The following is an 18,531-nucleotide window of genomic DNA, read 5'->3' as shown; positions in this document are numbered from 1 at the left end:
TTCGTTTTCTCCTTTCCCTTGAAATCCAGGTCGCCCGAATTAAACATCCTGCCCAGCAGTCCCATTCCCTCCAAAACCTGGCCGGGAGCTTTAATGCGGATGATAGCCATATCAGCGTCGCTGATTTTTTCCACCGATGTGGCTCCATAACGGGCAAGCGCTGCAGGATTCATATTTTCAACGTATATCCTTAACCCCTTTTTTAATGGAAGGGTACTGTCGTTTTTAACGAGTACAATCGATTTTCTCTGTGCATCTAACCCTGCTTTTTTGTATTCATCCTTTCCGACAGTTTCAACGGCATGAAGCACGTTCACAAACGGATCGTCAAACAACCCCTGTCTGAATTTAACCCGTAGAATTCTTCTCACTGAACTGTCAATCCGGCTTTCGCTTACTTTCTTATCATTTACCAGTGTAACCAACATTTCCGGTACCATTTCACCGCCAAATTGGTCCACTCCTGCATCAAGAGCCTTAAGCATCCGTTCTTCAGGGGTTGCATTTTCCATCCCTCTTGCCCTTGCTTTCAGAATAAGGAATCCAAAAGCCCTTGTGTCGGTGAGGATTCCCCAGTCGGTGCAAACGATCCCGTTGAATTTATACCGGCCTCTCAGCAAACCGGTAATCATTTCCCTGTTGAACGAAAATCCTACATTTTCATTGGTAATGTTCATCGGCACGCCATAGTACGGCATGATTTCAGCAGTACCTGCCTTAAATGCCGCTTCAAAAGGGATCAGGTGATATTTGAAATTATTGCCCGGGTAAATTTGTCCTTTAGCAATGGGAAAATGAGGATCAATTCCTTCTTTTTGCGGACCACCTCCCGAAAAATGCTTTGTCATGCAGGCCACGCTATTCGGTCCCAGGCTGTCACCCTGGAACCCTTTTATGTAGGCATAGGTAAGGCGTGCCGAAAGACCCGCATCTTCACCGAAAGTTCCGCTGATCCTCGGCCAACGGGGTTCGGTGGCCAGGTCGGCCATAGGATGAAGGGCCACCCTGATGCCGACTGCAAGATATTCCTGCCTGGCAATATCAGCGAATTTCTGAACCAGCGCCGAGTCGCCAATGGCTGCCAGTCCAAGCGGTTCCGGCCATATTGAAAAATCTCCCGAAAAAGCACTGGCAAGCGGATTATTACTGTATTGATTTCTCGGGTCGGATGCAATGGTCACCGGTATCCCGAGTCTCGTCCTCTCAGCCTGTTTCTGAAGATTATTATACCATTCGGCCATCTGCTTTTTACCAGTGCCGATGAAGATGTTAAAATGATTGATTTTCTTTTGGAATAGCATAACCGATGTGCCCGGTATCATAAGCGAAAAAATATCATCCAGTGATGGCTTTTCTGATATCGATCCGTCCTTTCCCATACTCACCGGAGGCACAAACATCATTCCTGCTTTTTCCTCCAGTGTCATCTGCGAAATCAGGTCACTTACCCTTTCGTCTGTACTTCTTCTTTTATCTTCATAAATGTCAAGCTTCCCGTTTTTATTAAGATCCCTGAATAAAAATCCGTTCTCCGTTTTTACCTGCACCTGTGGCCCTGCCAGCGCAATGGCTATTTTGGCGTCATTTCCGGCTGATACTTTCATTTTGAGGTAAATTACAGCCACTATCAGCACAATCACAACCAAGGCAGAAAGAAAAAAGTATAGAAGGATCCGGAAAAATTTTCTCATCACGTTTAATCTTTGGTTTAAGACTAAGATACTCACTTGCCGGTTAAATTGCCTAAAAAATTCTAAATTTCGGAAAACATAGGAAAATGAACCGCTTGCTTTTTTTGCTGAGTCTTGTCGTGGGCACCCTGCCCTTAAAAAGCCAAAACATAGTTGCTGATAAACTAATTACCACCGGTGAATGCTCCATCAGCGGATATATCGGTGAAAAGCTCAACCTGGTTTTGAACAACCGGATCATTGCCCAGGATGTGAATACGCTTGTAAATCCTTTTACGGTCCGTGGTGAAACCAGCTGCTGGCAAAGTGAATTCTGGGGAAAATGGCTGACCTCGGCAGTGCTGGCTGAGGCATATCAACCATCTCCGGTTCTTAAAAAACATCTTGAAGATGCGGTTAAAGGACTTATTGCCACACAGTCTGCCGACGGTTATATCGGCAACTACACTCCTGAACACAGGCTCGAAGCCTGGGATATCTGGGGAAGGAAATATTGCATGCTCGGCCTGATCTCTTATTTTAATAGCACCGGCGACAAACAATGCTTGAATTCGGCTTGTAAAATTGCTGACGGGTTAATAGGCGAACTGAAATCAAAGCAGCTAAAAATTGTAAAACTCGGCAATCACCATGGGATGGCCGCTTCTTCTGTGCTCGAACCGATTTGCCTGTTGTATGGTATCACAAAAAACAAAAAGTATATTGATTTTGCCGAAGAAATTGTACGCGAATGGGAAACGCCAGATGGCCCGCAGCTTTTATCAAAAGCAGGCGTTGATGTGGCCAGCCGGTTCCCGCCACCTTCGGGCGACTGGTATGGCTGGGAGCAGGGCCAGAAAGCCTATGAAATGATGTCATGTTACGAAGGCCTTACAGAGCTTTACCGGTTGACAGGAAAAGCAGAATATCTTGAAGCAGTTGAAAAAGTATGGCAGAATATAAACGATACTGAAATTAACATTGCCGGTTCAGGTGCGTCAAAGGAGTGCTGGTTCGGCGGCAACAGGCTACAGGCCCTGCCAATTCATCATTACCAGGAAACCTGTGTGACAGTTACCTGGATTAAACTGAGCTACCAGCTTCTCAGGCTTACCGGTGAAGCTAAATATGCCGATGCCATTGAACAGTCGTTTTATAATGCACTGCTCGGTTCGCTGTTGCCCGACGGGAGTGACTGGGCAAAATATTCTCCCCTTTCAGGTGAACGCATGAAAGGAACCGAACAGTGCGGGATGGGAATGAATTGCTGCGTGGCGAGTGGACCCCGTGCGCTGTTTCTGTTTCCGAAAGCAATTAACATGTTTTATTCAGAAGGAGTACGGATAAATTTCTTCGTTCCGGGTACCTATTCACTGATTCCGCCTGGCGGAAAGGAAATTAAACTTACAGAAGTCACCGATTATCCAGCCGATGGTAATGTGCAGATTACCGTTTCGGTACCTGATGAATATATATTTAAACTGCAAATCCGAAAACCCGCCTGGTGCAGAAATATCTCGATTCAAGTAAACGGTTATACATTTGATCCCAAAGATGAAAATGGTATTATTTCGCTGACAAGGGTTTGGAAACAGGGTGATGTTATAGTGCTTAACCTGGATATGCCTGCGGAAATTCATAAACTCGAAGGAAAGCCGGCTTATTTTGCGATAACAAGGGGACCAATAGTGATGGCCAGAGACTCAAGGCTTCCGGGACCAAATCCCGACGCCATTGCAGAACCTGTTACAAAAAACGGGATATTGAGCATGACTCCCGTAAAAAGTAACGATCCCTCCATCTGGATGCAATTCAGCGCTGAATTTTTACCTGAATCCTATGCTGAAGAAGGTCCCCGGCCGGTTTCCATGGTTCTCTGCGATTATGCTTCAGCCGGAAATACCTACGATGAGCGTTCTTGGTTCAGGACATGGTTTCCGGAGATTATTGATCCGTCTTTGCGATAATCTTCCTAAATCTTAATTCGGTGTTCCTTGTTCAGTGTTCATTTATGAGACCTATGTGACCTATAAGACCTATGTGACCGAAAGCCCAGACTCTTTCTCCTTACTCCCCACTCCCTGCTCCTTACTCCTTACTCCCTACTCTTCTTCGCCAACTCCAGCGCCATTTCATCCTCCGGAAATTCGGCGAGGATCTGGTGGGCAATGGCAAGGGCTTTTTCTTTATCGCCGGCCATGATCAGAGCCTCGGCTTTCTTGTACAGTACGGGGCTGCCGACCTTCACCTCCCCTGCATGTATTTCAAAATCAAGCGCAGCGTCACAGGCTTCAATTGTCCTGGCAGTATCGCCAAGTTTCAGGTAACAGGCAGCAATATTATCGAGCGTAGATGCCATATTATAATTGTAATAGGCATTCTCCCGGTCAGCCTCAATCTTATCCTTAATGGCTAAAAATGACGCAAGCGCCCGCTGGTAATCCTGGCCTTTAATACTGATAAAACCGGTAAGGCTTTCAAGCGCAATGGTGGCGGTGTATTTCTCTTTTGCCTTTTCAAGCAGTTTCAGGAATAAGCCGTTATATTTTTCGTCGTCAATTTTCAGGTACAGGTTCGACAATGTATCCGTTATTGTCGTTTCATCGGTGTATTTGTCAATTATGAGTCCCGCCGCCTGTTCCAGGTTTTCATATTTTTTCAGTGTGATGGTTTCTCCAATGATGGTAAAATCTTCAAGTTCATGCCTGAAATCCGAGGCGGTTGATGTTCCGGAGAACTGTCTCAGTTGCTTAAGAGCCACATCATCTTCATCGAGCGATTCATTCATAACAGCAAGGAGCATGATCAATAAGGGAGTCGGATGATTAATTTCTTCAATCTCCGTGATTCCGTTTTCCATACGGTCATAGCGCAATTCCCCGTAATCGAGATAACTCCTGCAGAAATCACAGATCTTTCGTATGGTCCGTTCCTGGTCCTTTTTTTCCGAATCAATGACCGATATAAACGATTGTTTAACCCGGTTGCTCAGCGAATCGATAACATCAATAAAAAGCGACATAGTAAAAATCAGTTTGGAAGCAAATATACCACTTCATTTATTTGTTGATTTGTTGATTTGTTGATTTGTTGATTTATTGAATTGGGAATAAAATGAATGTAGGGTATGTGAGTCAGTTTTGTTATTTTTAAGCACTAAACGGATTCAAATGAAGCACATTCTGACTTTCCTTTTCCTGGTTATACTAATAACACCGGCGTATAATCAATCGGATAGCATCAAAAATAAACTGAAAGCTGCAGCCATCATTTCGCTCAATTCAGACGGCATTGCACCGGTTCCTTCTTTTTCCCTGGATAAACCTGCGATTATAGCAAACCTTGCGCTTACAAAAGGCAGGTTTAGCTATGAACCGGGACTGGCCTACAGCTTCGAGCTGAAACCATGGTATATTGATAATTGGATTAACTACAGGATTGTCAACAGGGACAAATTCACTTTTACAGTAGGTTTTAATGCCAGCAGCTTCTTTTCATCGGATTCTTCAAAAAGAAATAAAGAAATTCTGAAAGTGCAGCGCTATTTTACCTTTGCCTTTACGGCCTGGTTCAGGTTGTCGGAGAATTCGGGACTTACAGCGTCATATTGGAGTGATAACGGGCAGGACGGGGGAGACAAAGGCCATTTTGCCACACTCATTGCAGAAAGAACACATATGCTCACCGGCAAAAAAACATTTTTTAATGCGTCATTGCAGGTTTTCTACATTAATTACGAAGGTAACAGCGACGGATTATTTGTAACACCGAGGGTATCCTTTAATATTGTCAATTTCCCGCTTTCCGTTTTTATACTCGGAACCCAGGCCGTACAAAGCAATATCGAGCCATTCCCCGAATTCAAATGGAATGCGGGAATTGCCTATACCATGTAATTTACGATTTACCGATTGACGATTGACGATTGACCTTTATAGAGTCCTTTAATCGTAAATCGTAAATCTAAAATCGTAAATCCCGGTTATTCCTCCCCATTCGCCTCTCTCATCGCCTTATTAGCCTTCTGCCGGGCCTTTACTGCTTTTTTCTCGGCGGACAGTGCCCTTTTTGCATCGTTTAAAGATTGCTGAATTTCCCGTTCATTGTCGCGTGCTTTTTTTGCCACATCCTCTGCCTGCTTGGTTTCCTTACGGGCATTATCATACTGCCTCTGCAGATTATCCACGTCCGATTGCAGCGGTTCAGTTCTGTTTATACCGGGAGCTTCAGAACCCGTCCCTATACCCTGCTGCTGGCCCGATTGAGCATTCAGCGAACCTGAAAACATAAACATAACAAACACGAATACCGGGAGTAAAAATATCCTACCTTTCATATAACAGTTGCCCCTCATTAGAGAGAGGCTATTTTTGTAACAACCGGAAATCAATAAAGTTTCAGAATAGTGATTTGTGATTTGTGATTAGTGACTGGTTGATTGCTAACTGGTGACTGGTGACTGGTGACTGGTGACTGGATACTGGATGCCAATAGCATGACTGAGCCTGTGGTTACTGAGCTTGTCGAAGTGCCGAAGCGGCTGCCGGATGCGTCCCTATCGTCCTATCGTCCCTATCGTCCCTATTGTCACTGACCGAACACCGAACACCCGATTACCGATTACCCAATACTGTCCCTATTTTCCTGAACGTTAAATTAATCCTGGCCTCTGTCACCTTCTTTTGCACCGGCACCTGGTGCATCCAGTAATGCTGGAAGGCGTCTTTCATGATGATCAGCGACCCGTTTTCAAGCTCAAACTTCATTTCAAGGCCGGGTTCAGTGCGGTGCTTTATATCGAATCGTCTTGTAGCGCCCAGGCTTAATGAAGCAATAAGCGGATTTTCAATTGTGTCCTTTTCATGATCGGCATGCCATGCCACTTTATCATTTCCGTTGCGGTATAAATTAAGGAGAACGCTATTGAATTTATGCCAGGGGAGGAGGGTCTCGATTTTCTGTTTCAGTGAAAGAAGCTCCGGAGTCCATTGTTTCATCGATCGCCGGTAGCCCGAGTACACATAGTCCTGTCCCTCATAGCCGAACCATGCAATCAGCCTGGGATAGGGATGGATTTTGCCGTATATTTCAATATTTTCCTGACGCCATTCAACGGTATTATAAAAAACATTAAAATATTCATTGGCTTCCTTCTGTTTGAGAAAATGCTTCATGTACCATATTTCGCTGTCATCCTTCAACGGGTACACCTCAAACTTCTGCTCACTGTTTTCCTCTAACTCAGTAAATAAATCCATCAGAAATTTACGATTGAACGATTTACGATTTAAGATCTGACCGGACTATGGCCTGAAGGCCGCGTCTATTGATCCGGCATCCAGTATCCGGCATCCAGTATCCAGCATCTTTCTTCACACAAACTTCTCATACTCCTCAATCATGTTCCTCAACCTTCCGGCGAGATATTCATTCGCCTGCTTCAGCTTTTCAAGGATGAAGACTGACTCTGAGAGATATTCTTTTTTCTTGGGACTGTTCCAGTGTCTGGGCGGAGGTTGGAGATTAGTGATGCGATCAGCCAGTTTAACAGCCCACACTTCATTCCTTTGTTTTTTTATCCGTTCGAGACTGTCGGCCATTCGCCGTTCTTTTGGCAGGTTCTCATTTTTAGTCAGTGCTGATACCCCGTCCGCAATGTCCTTTCCGAATCGTACAGCAAGCTCTTCATATGATGTCCCTGTATCCTCTATAGTGTCATGCAAAAGCGCCACCTGGATGGCGTACCCCGTGTCAAAACCGTTGGCATGTGACGGTATCGCCAGTATTTCCATGGCCACATCGCATACATGGACCAGGTAGGGAATGTCATCATAGCCCGGAAATTTCTGGTCTTTATGTTTAACCGCGGCAAACTTAATGGCCTCCTGGTACAATCGCTGAATATTTTCCATAACTATTTAACAAACCATTTCAGATTATTGCCAATCCGGTCTTAAATCTTCTTAAATCTTAAATCGGTGTTCCTTGTTCAGTGTTTAATTTGGGTGGCTTTAGTCATCTCCGGTTAATAGTCGCTTTACCGGATGTTCATTATGTATCACTTCCCCCGGCCTGAAGTCCGGGGCTATTCAATGCACTATCCGGCATCCAGTATCCAGTATCATTTATCAAAAATAAGAACCCCTTCCTTCCCGTCCGCCGTTGCAAATGCCCTGAACATACCAGAAGTATTATAAGTCATTGTGATGTTACCCGATTTATCCACACCGATTAATCCTCCTTCTCCACCGGCTTTTACAAGCTTTTCTTTGATAACAAGATTAGCTGCATCCTGAAGGGTCATCCCTTTGTATTCCATAAGAGCAGAAACGTCATGAGCCACGGTATAGCGGATGAAAAATTCACCGTGACCGGTGCACGAAATGGCGCAGGTAGCATTGTTGGCATACGTGCCTGCTCCGATTATCGGACTGTCGCCGATTCGGTTGTATTTTTTATTGGCCATGCCTCCGGTTGATGTGCCGGCTGCAAGATTACCTTTTTTGTCGAGTGCCACACATCCCACCGTTCCGTGTTCGGCTGCTTTCTTTAATTCCTGAAGCTGATCCCATTTCCGTTGGGTGAAGAAATAGGAAGGATCAACGATTTCAAGTCCTTGTTCCTTTGCAAATTCAGACGCTCCGGCACCGGATAGCATGACGTGCACCGAGTGTTCCATAACAGCACGGGCTGCCGTTATCGGGTTTTTAATATCGGTAACTGATGCCACTGCTCCTGCTGCAAGGTTTGAACCATCCATAATAGAAGCATCCATTTCATTTTTTCCACTGTTTGCAAAAGCCGCCCCTTTACCTGCGTTAAACAAGGGGTTATCTTCCAGTTTGCGGATTACCGTTTCAACGGCATCAAGTGCGACACCCCCATTCTGCAGCACCTCTTTCCCGGCTTGCAGGGCTTCGTTCAAACCGGCTCTGTATTGTGCATTTAACGAATCGCTGAGTACTTCTTCAGCCAGGTTACCGGCACCTCCGTGCACAACCAGCGCCCATTCCTGTTTTGAAGGCTCCTGATTGTTAGTTGTCGAAGCACCAGGATGTCTGCATGAAACAATAAATGCAACCGTGATCAGTAAAGCGGGGAAATATTTTATGGATATCATAGTGGGTTTTATTTTAAAGTTAGGAATTAGATCATAAAATCTCATTATTCTTTTATGATATGGTCTAAAATTTTTTACCTTTATTTAACACCTATCATGACAATTATAAAAATGTTTATTGCAAAACTTTTTAATAACACCCAAACTATGTTTCACAAAACTCTGATTTATTGTTTTATATGTCTCTGCTTTTTCACTTCAGCAAATGCTGCCAGCGAAAAACAGGGAATAATAAATGTCTTTGAAACCTGGTCAGACACAGTAATTGTTACCGGGGACGTTACTATTTCATCCAACGGGAAAGTTCTGATTACTCCCGGTACAGTGGTTGAGTTCTCAGGATCATACTCCGTTACAGTGAATGGATCCGGCTCATTAACGGCTTCCGGAACACAAACTGATTCAATATTTTTTATAGCACTTAACAAACAAACCGGTTGGAAAGGTCTGACTTTTTCAGACATGGATGAAACCGCTGATAGTTCCGTTTTTACCTATTGCAGAATACAGGATTGTATAAGCTCATCTGATCGCTCTGCCATTCTGGTAAAAAAATTCAATAAAATAAGAATGGATCACTGCTTTATAGTGAACTGCAAAAATAATTATGGCAAAGGCGCCGGCTTTTTAGGTGATTCATGCAATGCAAAAATTAATCATTCCTGCTTTAAATTAAATTTTTCCGGACGGGGAGGCGCTATGTCCTTTCTGAATTCAAAACCTGTATTAGAAAATTGCACATTTGATAACAATGAAGCCTATTGGGATGCCGGTGCGCTTTACTTCTATTCATCAGAACCTGTTCTTAATAATTGCTTAATCACCAATAATTACGTGGGAAGTACAGGTGGAGAAGCTATGTTCTTTGAAGAATCAAAAGGCATGATAGTGAACTCCCGGATCATCAATAACCGAAACACGGGACTGACATGTTATCACTCTCCGATATACATTGTAAATACAGTCATCGCTAATAATGATGGCCGTATAATATCAAATTATGCAGGCGGAATCTATCTGATCAATTCGCATCCTACAATAATAAACTCCACCATAACCAATAATTTTGGTTATACTGCAGGCGGAATCTATTGCTATTTCTATTCTCACCCGAAAATTATTAACTCAATTATCTGGAACAATTATGGAAAATATAACGAAATAGGCCCCGGAGAATACGATCCCCTTATTTCTCATTGCAATATAAGAGGCGGGAACTCTTTGAATTTACCTCCTGAAAAATACATACAGTGTATTTCCGAAATTCCCCTATTTAAAAATCCTTCTTCAGGAATCGGCCATCAGCCGGATGCGATAACTGCCGACTGGAGCCTTAAATCATGTTCTCCCTGCATAAATAAAGGCATTAATGATTCCATTCCGGCTGGAATAGTGAATGATTTTCTTGGAAATCCAAGAATAATAAATGAAACGGTTGACATCGGGGCTTTTGAATCTTTGGTTGCGGGATCAGTTTCAGAAGAAATAGTAAAAATATATGTAAAAGAATCAGGATCAGGCGACGGTTCATCATGGCAGAATGCCATGGGTAGCCTGCAGCAGGCAATTAACACTCCTATTGACTGCAATAAAGGCATTGAAATATGGGTGGCAGCAGGAACCTATTATCCTGATACGACAATAACGGAAACTATACAGGACGCATCTCTTGAATTAAGGAACCATGTAAAATTAATTGGTGGCTTTCAGGGTACTGAAACATCAATTGAACAACGAAATCTTACAACTAACGTGACTGTTTTAAGTGGCAACGTCGGAGTAAAAAGCAATCACCAAGACAATATAAAAAATGTGATTTCCGCAAGCTTTATCGATTCTTCCTGTGTTCTTGACGGATTCACTGTTACAGGAGGCTATGCCTATGAATCGGGATCCGGCATGATATTTAAATATGCCAGCCCCGTTTTGCGCAATGTTACTTTTGTTTCAAATAGTTCCGGCACCTATGGCGGGGCTATATATTTAACTGATTCTGATCCCGTTTTTAGTAATTGCGGTTTTTTTAACAATCAGACTTATGGAACTGGCGGATGTGGTTATCTGAACTATTCAAATGCTGTTTTTCTTAATTGCAGATTCATCAATAATAAAGTAGCAGGTAATTTCAGCGGAGGTGCCTTTAACCTGCAAAGCTCACAACCTTCCTTTATCAATTCGATCTTTGCTAATAACCAGACGGGGTCAATTGGTGACGGAGGTGCACTATATTGCCAGTCATCCAATCCGAAAGTGGTAAATTGCATTTTTTCAAATAACCTGAGTTTCGATGAAGGCGGAAGCATTTTTACCACCGGAGATTCCCGTCCCGTTATAAGTAATTCGGTTTTCTGGCAAAATACGGATCAAACCGGCCTAAATCACTTCGACGGAACCGGCCCCATTAAAATACTGAACTCCCTGGTTCAGGGAGGCAATAAATACAAAATTCCAAGTCTTGATTATTTAAACAACATTGATGACGACCCCCTTTTCATTCAGCCCACAATTACTGCCGGTAACACTCATGATGCCCTTACAGCTAACTGGAATGTTACATTATGCTCGCCATTAATTGATGCGGGTGATAAATTGTTGCTGGTTTCTGCATATAGCCAAACCGATCTTGAAGGAAAACCTCGTATTATAAATGAAAAACCTGATATCGGACCTTTTGAATCAGACCAGCCTCCTCAAATCTCTTCAGGAAGCAGGATCATTTATGTAAAACCCGGTGGACAAGGAGATGGCTCTTCATGGCAAAATGCAATGGGTGATATACAGAATGCTGTTAATCTGCCCAGGGAGTGTGTAAAAACAAATGAGATATGGGTAGCTGAAGGAATTTATAAACCTGGAACAGAGGGACTGAATTATATACGGGAAGCCACGTTCAGAATGATTAATCATGTTAAACTTTATGGAGGGTTTTCCGGGACAGAATCAAACAGAAATGAAAGAAATATTCAAAAATACCCGACTGTATTAAGCGGTGATATTGGTGAACCCGGGAATTTATCTGACAATTGTTTTAATACAGTAACGTTTGAATACACCGATACCACATGCCTTCTTGATGGTTTTACCATTGTAAAAGGCAACAGCAATATTTTTCCGGATTCTTACGGGGCAGGTATACTTTGCAATCATGCTGATGTTACCCTCAGAAATGTCATCCTTAAGGACAATCGGTCGGATTATAAAGGTGCTGCACTTTATGCTGAGAATTCAGTGCTAAATATGGTTGATTGCTCAGTAATCAATAATATCTCAGAAGGTTCATCCGGTTGCAGTCTTGTCAATTCGGCATTCACAATTGCCGGTTCTCTTTTCTCCAATAACAGCGCAGAATATGCAAGTTGTGTTGAATTAACCCAATGCAGGGGCCAGATGATTAACTGCATTTTATCTAATAATTTGTCATCGGCGATATGCAGCAATAATTCGAATTATTCGATTGTTAACTCGTCTGTATTAAATAATGATGCCCTGTTCTCAGATCATGGCGATTTGTTAACAAGCAAAGACACCTTGAGAATAGTTAATTCAATATTCTGGAATAATGAAAATTCAATTGCCACTGATAAAAACATCAGCCGTAATTTTAATTTAAAATTTTATAACTGTGATATCCAGAACGGCAATACAATCGATTTTCCCCGTGAGAATTATGTAAACAATGTTGATATCGATCCCTATTTTGAATTTCCTTCGCCTGTAATCGGACTTTCACAAAACGAAAGTGCAGATTGGCACCTGAAAAGATGCTCTCCTTGTATCAATAGCGGACTAAACAATGCAAATACCCTGGTAACAGATATGGATGGAAATACAAGAATTTACGGTGGTACAATAGATATGGGCCCATATGAACTTCAGAACACGAAAGCAATTCGTCCCACCGATATTTTACTGACAAATGACTCTATACCTGAAAATTACCAAATACCACTTTTAATCGGAAATTTGATAGTGACCGATGAAGATTCGCATGATTTTACTTTTTCTTTCTCCAATAATCAGGAGTATTATTTAGCCGACAGCATCTATTTTAGCTTATCTGATAGTTCACTTAACGCCAGTCAGTCTCTCCCCGTTGACAGACCCGTATTTTATGCGGCCATCAAGGCAACTGATGAAACAGATTGCTCTATAGAAAGACAATTCTTAATTTATAACCTGATCACAGCAAATGATAATTTTGATTTTAAAAACAAAATTCTTTTCTATCCCAATCCTTCTAAGGGCAACGTTTATATGGATTACAGCTCTATAACCCCTGTAACCGTTAACATATACGATCTGGCAGGATACCTGGTATATCGATCTGTCATAAACGAACAATCTCAGGTTCTTCATCTGCAAAACCTCCCGAAAGGAGTTTACATCATTGAGGCAGATATCAGATCACAAAAAACAAGACAGGTATTGATTTTAAATTAACAGGCAATTATCACATATAAAGTTATGAAAACAATTCTCTGTGCCATTTTCATTTTACTTAGTTTTAATCAGGTTGGTATTTCACAGGTAACCTACCGAACAAGAATAACTGACAATATGGGCGGAATCGAAGGATTAACATACCCTGAAGCTGCAATTACTGACCGTTCAGGCAAAAATCTGTTGGTTGTAGCCAATAATGGCCTGACTCATTTCAGAAATACAGACGGATCATACACATACATTGAAAGAATTGATGGGACAACCGTTGATAACTATGGTCTGTGGAATGCGGATAAACTGGTTTCAACTAAGGATGACCGGTATATTTATGTCTGTGGTGACAACCATCTGAACATTTTCAAATTTGACTCGGTCAGCCAACATATTAGTTATTTGGAAAACATTCAAAATAACAGTGATGTGCAGATCGGTTATTCCGGATCAAGTTTTACGACTCTCTCACGGGATAACCGTAATCTGTATCTCGCTACAACCTATTCAACCCCTGAATTGCACATTTTTAAGATTGATACTTCAACCGGTTTATTATCCTTGAAAAAAACTGTCAAAAACGAATTTTCTGCCGGTGAGTATTTCAGAACTATCAGAATGGATCCGTCAGACAGTTTTCTTTATGTTTTGTCATCCAATTATTATAATGAAGCTAAGCTCAGGATTTTTAGAAGATGCAGAGAAACCGACAGCCTGGCTCTTATAAAAGAGATGGGTTTAAATGACAGTATTACCAATCCCTATGATTTTAATGTAAGTCCTGACGGATTAAACCTGTATGTGATTGAAGAAAATAGAATTAAGATTTTCGAAATTAATCGAACTACAGGATTACTGAATTACATCGGACAGATAAACTCCTCAACTAACGGCTATTCATTCTTCAGTTGGGACCCGAGGTACCTTTACATGGCAAGTAGTACGGAATTAAGTGTTTTAGAGAGAAATCCGGAAAACGGAATTCTAACCTTAATTCAGAAAATGACGGCGGAAAATACGGGATTTGACTGGATAAAATCTATTACTATCAGTAGTAATGATACCCTTATGTATTTAAGTGATAAATACATAAACAGCATCCATATTTTGAAAAGGAATCCGGAAACCGGTTTGGTCAGTTACTTTAAAAGAATAGTCGATAAACAGGGGAAAATTTATGGCTTTGTGGAAGCTTCTGATATGGTTGTAACCCATGATAATAAATCGTTGATTACGCTTGCAATGGCCAGTCCGGCACTCATGATTTTTGACAGAACAAATAATGACACCCTTACTTTAAGCTATATAATTCCGAACAGTTATATGGGCCCGGCCATCGGTGTAGCCCAACGAATGTCATTAAGCCCGGATGACAAATATCTTATACTGACATCAACCAATATGTTTGGAATCAGGATACTTCAAAAAAATAACTCAACCGGTAAATATGAATTCTTTGCTTCTTATACCTATGAAGAAGCCGGAGTCAGTTCAGATCAGCAACTGGTTCAAGGCTTGCTATCTGATGATATGAAATATTTTTATGCAGCTAAAGCAAGCGGAATATACTGCTTCGGGATTGACAGCGGAAAACTGACTTTAAAATCATCTTATGCAATACATGAAAATTCAGATAATGGATTGAACTTTATCAGGTCAATGACCCTGAGTGCGGATAATAAATACCTGTATACCTGTTCACAATCTGAATTCTATCCCAAAGGAATATCCGTTTATTCAAGGAATGTTTATGACGGAAGCCTGACTTTTCTGCAGAAAATTGAAGGACGATATAATAAAATTCTAATCAGCAAAGACAATCAGTTTGCCTATACAATCGGTGATGAAATAAAAGCATTTAAAATTCAACCGGATGGAATGTTAACTTTTATTGAAAAGCATGGAATTGAGTCACTCGGTTATACTGAAGTTTACACGTTGCACGACGCCATAATCACTGAAGATCAGAAAGCAATCATAGGTGTAACCAATACCGGGAAAGCTATTATATCTTTTTACAGGAACAGGAATAGTGGCAACCTTATATTTGAACAGACACGATTTTTCTCTGATAACATGGATTACTCCAATGGGATACCACTGGTACGAATGTCATCAGATAAAAAGAATGTTTATGTGGTTTCGCCGTATGATGCATCTCTGACAATTTATAACGCAAATATTCCTTTGGGCTTGCCGGATATTACGAATATTTGCAATGATACAGCAGTAATTTCGGTTGACGATGATTACGCTTCGTACGAATGGTCTTCCGGCGAAACAGCTCATGGTATCACTACCATGCTTCCCGGCACTTATTCAGTTTATGTGACGGATTTATTGGGAAGAACCGGATGGGACAGAACCAGCGTGGTATTCCATGATCCATTTGTTGTAAATATATCACTATGGCAGCCCGAAAACTCAGATCCGTCATTGTTTGCGTATGCCGACGGAGGTCAAAGTCCTTTTACTTATATTTGGAATGATGGTAGCACCGGTCCGGAAAAATATCTTCAGAATTCAGACATTTTTCAGGGAAATCTCTTTTATGTAACGGTCATCGATAATGTTGGTTGTATGGCTTCTGATACATTGATAATTGATGAAACATCCGTTGGCGATTCTGATTTTGATAAAATCATCCTAAGCCCTAATCCTGCCGGGGAATTTCTTTACATCAATTTTTCCGGTATAGCTGTCTCAGCCATAGAAATCACAGATAATAAAGGCATTTTGGTTTTTAATACCCTTGCTGAAAATAACGAGCCATCAATAAGAATAGAAACAGGCTCGTTGAATCCCGGGTTATACTTTGTGAAACTAAAAAGCAATAATTCCTGTGTAATCAGGAAGTTCCTGAAACTTTAAATATCTCTTTTTCAATCGTTTAATTTTCTCCAAAACATGGAGAGCATAATCCTTTTGACTATTTTAAAATATATTCACCTCTCATTCGTCATAACCAATAGAAACCACTTAAAATGAGTCCCACGGAATCCGAGAAAATTACTAAGGCCTATACAACCGAGCGCAAAAAATTGCTGGGTTATATACGCAACCGGGTTCCGGGTCACATGGAGGCTGAGGACATACTGCAGGATGTATTTTACCAGCTGACGGTGGGTTTCAGGGATCTTGACCGGATTGAAAACCTGACGGCCTGGTTATACCGGGTAACCAATAACCGGATCATCGATCTGTTCAGGAAGAAAAAACCGGTTAACATGACATGGCTTGAAAAGGCAAGTAATTCCGAGGAGGGTCCCCTCTCTCTTTCGGATATACTTCCGGAACTGGGGTCAACACCTGAAGAGGAAGACCTTAAGGATATAATCTGGTCGGAAATAGAAACGGTGCTGGCTTCACTGCCAAAAGAACAACGGGATGTTTTTGTGGCAAATGAATTTGAAGAAACCGGTTTTAAAGAGTTATCTGAAAAAACAGGCGTTCCGGCCAATACGCTCATTTCCCGGAAACGGTATGCGGTTCTGGCGCTCAGGGCGCGACTTGAAAAATTGTATAATCATTTAAAAAACGAATAAAATGAAAAGTTTAAGAGTTTTAAAGTATGTGGGTTTTGGTATACTGGGAATAGGATTTGTTTTCCTTGCCATATTTGTGACCATGAGCCTCTGGAACTGGCTGGTTCCTGAACTGTTTCACGGACCTGTGCTGGGATACTGGCAGACAGCCGGATTGTTCCTTCTCTCGAAAATATTGCTTACGGGTGTGGCTCCGGGTGGACCCCGGCACAGGCCAAGCCGCCACTGGCATTATAAATACCAGGATAAGTACAGGCATTGCTATCCGCAAGAAGAACCGGTTAAAGAGTAATGTGCTAATGAGTTAATGTGCTAATGTGCTAATGAGTTAATGTGCTAATGAGCTAATGAGTTAATGTGCTAATGAGTTAATGTGACAACTTCACATTGGCTCATTCTCCACATTAGCATATTGGCAAATTAGCATATTGGCACATTGGCACATTGGCACATTGGCACATTGGCACATTACCACATTGGCACATTTTCATTACCTTAGTTCAAAACTTCCTGTCATGAAAAAAATTGCTTTTTTTGCCCTGGCTTTTGCTTCCATTGCATGCCTTTCATTCTATGCCGGCCGAAAATCGGCCAAAGAACCGATCCTGCAGAATAATACTGTAACCCAGGTTGCCGTTATAGTTAAAGATATCGATAAAGCCTCCGCTGCATGGGCGAAGCTTCTTGGCCAGGACATTCCTGCTGCGAGTACAACAGAAAACAATAAAGACCGTCCGACTCTCTATAAGGGAAATCCATCCGATGCCCAGGCCAAACTGGCTTTCTTCAGCATGAACAACCTGCAGATTGAGCTCATTCAGCCTCTTGGCCAGGGAAGTACATGGCAGGAATACCTTGATAAACATGGCGAAGGCATTCACCACATCGCTTTCCAGGTTAAAAACATCGACGGTATGGAACAGAAATTCCTGGCAAACGGTAATCCCACGGTAATGCGGGGTGGATGGGACGGCGGTGCCTACAGCTATATCGACGCCACAAACGATTTGGGGTGCATATTGGAATTACTGGAGAACTATTAAACCGGGCTCGTCATTGCGAGCCCCCGATTCCTGCGGGGCGAAGCAATCTGCCCGAACAGGAAGAACGCTCTGAAGGAATCAAGCTTATGAACTGAATACCGATTACCGATTAATGCTTCTGGCCAGGTATTGCCTGTGCGGACAGATTGCTTCGTCGTCTTTAATTTGTGCTATAATCATTGCGATTCACGCTCCTCGCAATGACGTTCTAATTAAATATTCTTTCTCCCTCCTGTTGCCTCTTTCAGAACCTTGGTCTCCTGATTAGCCTGTTAAACAATGCTTTCCTGATTCTGTCATTAATTGAACAACCGCCATCCTGAGCAGTTAATACACATTAGTTAGGTGAAACAGATAATAAATACAACCGTTATGGAAATTCAAAACAGGGTTAATGCAGAGTTAAGAAATGATATCATCCAGGATCTTAAAAACAGCGCTCTCGACGCTCAATACCTGAAACTCATCAGTGAAAATGATGAAGTATATCACTCATTCCGCGAACTTTTCATGCAGCTGAAAGGCACAACCGAACAACGGGTTAATCTCATCAACGAAGTCATTTTCTATGTTCGCAGCCAAAAAAGATAGGTTCTTATAAAATAGCTACAGATGTTACCCTTAGCGTTTATCCTGAGCTTGCCGAAGGAAGTCGAAGGGTATTCGGTAATTGGTTATTCGGTTCAGGGACATTAGGGACTATAGAAACATTAGGGACG

General features: G+C 42.0%; 14 protein-coding genes. 8 read left to right on the top strand and 6 right to left on the bottom strand.

All coding sequences use genetic code 11. The features are described 5' to 3' along the window. Positions 1 to 1,691 (bottom strand): glycoside hydrolase family 3 N-terminal domain-containing protein (locus VK179_15590; protein HLO60172.1); only part of this gene is annotated, 1,691 nt, incomplete at its 3' end. An 86-nt stretch (positions 1,692 to 1,777) separates the two neighbouring features. On the opposite strand from VK179_15590, the gene VK179_15585 reads away from it, so the two are divergent. Then, a complete protein-coding gene (locus VK179_15585; GenBank protein ID HLO60171.1) occupies positions 1,778 to 3,637 on the top strand; it encodes a beta-L-arabinofuranosidase domain-containing protein in 1,860 nt (619 codons plus the stop codon). Positions 3,638 to 3,765: 128 nt separating this feature from the next. Here the strand turns inward: VK179_15585 and VK179_15580 are convergent, their stop codons facing one another. Further along, on the bottom strand, positions 3,766 to 4,692 hold the full coding sequence (locus VK179_15580; protein ID HLO60170.1) for a tetratricopeptide repeat protein: 927 nt from the start codon (positions 4,690 to 4,692) through the stop codon (positions 3,766 to 3,768). A 148-nt stretch (positions 4,693 to 4,840) separates the two neighbouring features. Between VK179_15580 and VK179_15575 the strand changes: the two genes are divergently transcribed. Next, entirely contained in the window at positions 4,841 to 5,566 is a 726-nt protein-coding gene (locus VK179_15575; GenBank protein ID HLO60169.1) for a hypothetical protein, read from the top strand. A gap of 86 nt (positions 5,567 to 5,652) precedes the next feature. Here VK179_15575 and VK179_15570 read toward each other — a convergent pair whose 3' ends face one another. The 4 genes from VK179_15570 to VK179_15555 form a co-directional block, all read right to left on the bottom strand. Beyond that, a complete protein-coding gene (locus VK179_15570; GenBank protein HLO60168.1) occupies positions 5,653 to 6,006 on the bottom strand; it encodes a hypothetical protein in 354 nt (117 codons plus the stop codon). 277 nt (positions 6,007 to 6,283) lie between these two features. Then, positions 6,284 to 6,928, bottom strand: coding sequence for an alpha-ketoglutarate-dependent dioxygenase AlkB (locus tag VK179_15565; GenBank protein HLO60167.1), 645 nt, complete (start codon positions 6,926 to 6,928; stop codon positions 6,284 to 6,286). A gap of 114 nt (positions 6,929 to 7,042) precedes the next feature. Then, positions 7,043 to 7,582: an HD domain-containing protein gene (locus VK179_15560; GenBank protein ID HLO60166.1), complete on the bottom strand. Its 540-nt coding sequence runs from the start codon at positions 7,580 to 7,582 to the stop codon at positions 7,043 to 7,045. Positions 7,583 to 7,791: 209 nt separating this feature from the next. Continuing rightward, complete coding sequence (locus tag VK179_15555; GenBank protein ID HLO60165.1) at positions 7,792 to 8,790, bottom strand: isoaspartyl peptidase/L-asparaginase; 999 nt, start codon at positions 8,788 to 8,790, stop codon at positions 7,792 to 7,794. Positions 8,791 to 8,937: 147 nt separating this feature from the next. Here VK179_15555 and VK179_15550 point away from each other — a divergent pair, with 147 nt between their 5' ends. From VK179_15550 to VK179_15525, 6 genes are all read left to right on the top strand, one after another. After that, a complete protein-coding gene (locus VK179_15550; GenBank protein HLO60164.1) occupies positions 8,938 to 13,230 on the top strand; it encodes a choice-of-anchor Q domain-containing protein in 4,293 nt (1,430 codons plus the stop codon). Between the two features lie 24 nt (positions 13,231 to 13,254). Continuing rightward, the gene (locus VK179_15545) at positions 13,255 to 16,095 is read left to right on the top strand and encodes a beta-propeller fold lactonase family protein (GenBank protein ID HLO60163.1); all 2,841 of its coding nucleotides are present in this window, start codon (positions 13,255 to 13,257) and stop codon (positions 16,093 to 16,095) included. A 113-nt stretch (positions 16,096 to 16,208) separates the two neighbouring features. Beyond that, positions 16,209 to 16,769: a sigma-70 family RNA polymerase sigma factor gene (locus VK179_15540; GenBank protein HLO60162.1), complete on the top strand. Its 561-nt coding sequence runs from the start codon at positions 16,209 to 16,211 to the stop codon at positions 16,767 to 16,769. A gap of 1 nt (position 16,770) precedes the next feature. Continuing rightward, complete coding sequence (locus VK179_15535; GenBank protein HLO60161.1) at positions 16,771 to 17,061, top strand: hypothetical protein; 291 nt, start codon at positions 16,771 to 16,773, stop codon at positions 17,059 to 17,061. Positions 17,062 to 17,284: 223 nt separating this feature from the next. After that, positions 17,285 to 17,812, top strand: a complete 528-nt coding sequence (locus VK179_15530; protein ID HLO60160.1) for a VOC family protein — start codon at positions 17,285 to 17,287, stop codon at positions 17,810 to 17,812. A gap of 372 nt (positions 17,813 to 18,184) precedes the next feature. Then, positions 18,185 to 18,403, top strand: coding sequence for a hypothetical protein (locus VK179_15525; protein HLO60159.1), 219 nt, complete (start codon positions 18,185 to 18,187; stop codon positions 18,401 to 18,403). Positions 18,404 to 18,531: the final 128 nt, after the last annotated feature.

The sequence above is a fragment of the Bacteroidales bacterium genome (assembly GCA_035299085.1).
Classification (GTDB): Bacteria; Bacteroidota; Bacteroidia; order Bacteroidales; family UBA10428; genus UBA5072.
This window is presented reverse-complemented; position numbering and strand designations above follow the sequence as displayed.

Coding starts and splice junctions, on each gene's coding strand:
- VK179_15585 (HLO60171.1), top strand. CDS start 1,778: ATGAACCGCTTGCTTTTTTTGCTGAGTCTTGTCGTGGGCACCCTGCCC.
- VK179_15580 (HLO60170.1), bottom strand. CDS start 4,692: ATGTCGCTTTTTATTGATGTTATCGATTCGCTGAGCAACCGGGTTAAA.
- VK179_15575 (HLO60169.1), top strand. CDS start 4,841: ATGAAGCACATTCTGACTTTCCTTTTCCTGGTTATACTAATAACACCG.
- VK179_15570 (HLO60168.1), bottom strand. CDS start 6,006: ATGAAAGGTAGGATATTTTTACTCCCGGTATTCGTGTTTGTTATGTTT.
- VK179_15565 (HLO60167.1), bottom strand. CDS start 6,928: ATGGATTTATTTACTGAGTTAGAGGAAAACAGTGAGCAGAAGTTTGAG.
- VK179_15560 (HLO60166.1), bottom strand. CDS start 7,582: ATGGAAAATATTCAGCGATTGTACCAGGAGGCCATTAAGTTTGCCGCG.
- VK179_15555 (HLO60165.1), bottom strand. CDS start 8,790: ATGATATCCATAAAATATTTCCCCGCTTTACTGATCACGGTTGCATTT.
- VK179_15550 (HLO60164.1), top strand. CDS start 8,938: ATGTTTCACAAAACTCTGATTTATTGTTTTATATGTCTCTGCTTTTTC.
- VK179_15545 (HLO60163.1), top strand. CDS start 13,255: ATGAAAACAATTCTCTGTGCCATTTTCATTTTACTTAGTTTTAATCAG.
- VK179_15540 (HLO60162.1), top strand. CDS start 16,209: ATGAGTCCCACGGAATCCGAGAAAATTACTAAGGCCTATACAACCGAG.
- VK179_15535 (HLO60161.1), top strand. CDS start 16,771: ATGAAAAGTTTAAGAGTTTTAAAGTATGTGGGTTTTGGTATACTGGGA.
- VK179_15530 (HLO60160.1), top strand. CDS start 17,285: ATGAAAAAAATTGCTTTTTTTGCCCTGGCTTTTGCTTCCATTGCATGC.
- VK179_15525 (HLO60159.1), top strand. CDS start 18,185: ATGGAAATTCAAAACAGGGTTAATGCAGAGTTAAGAAATGATATCATC.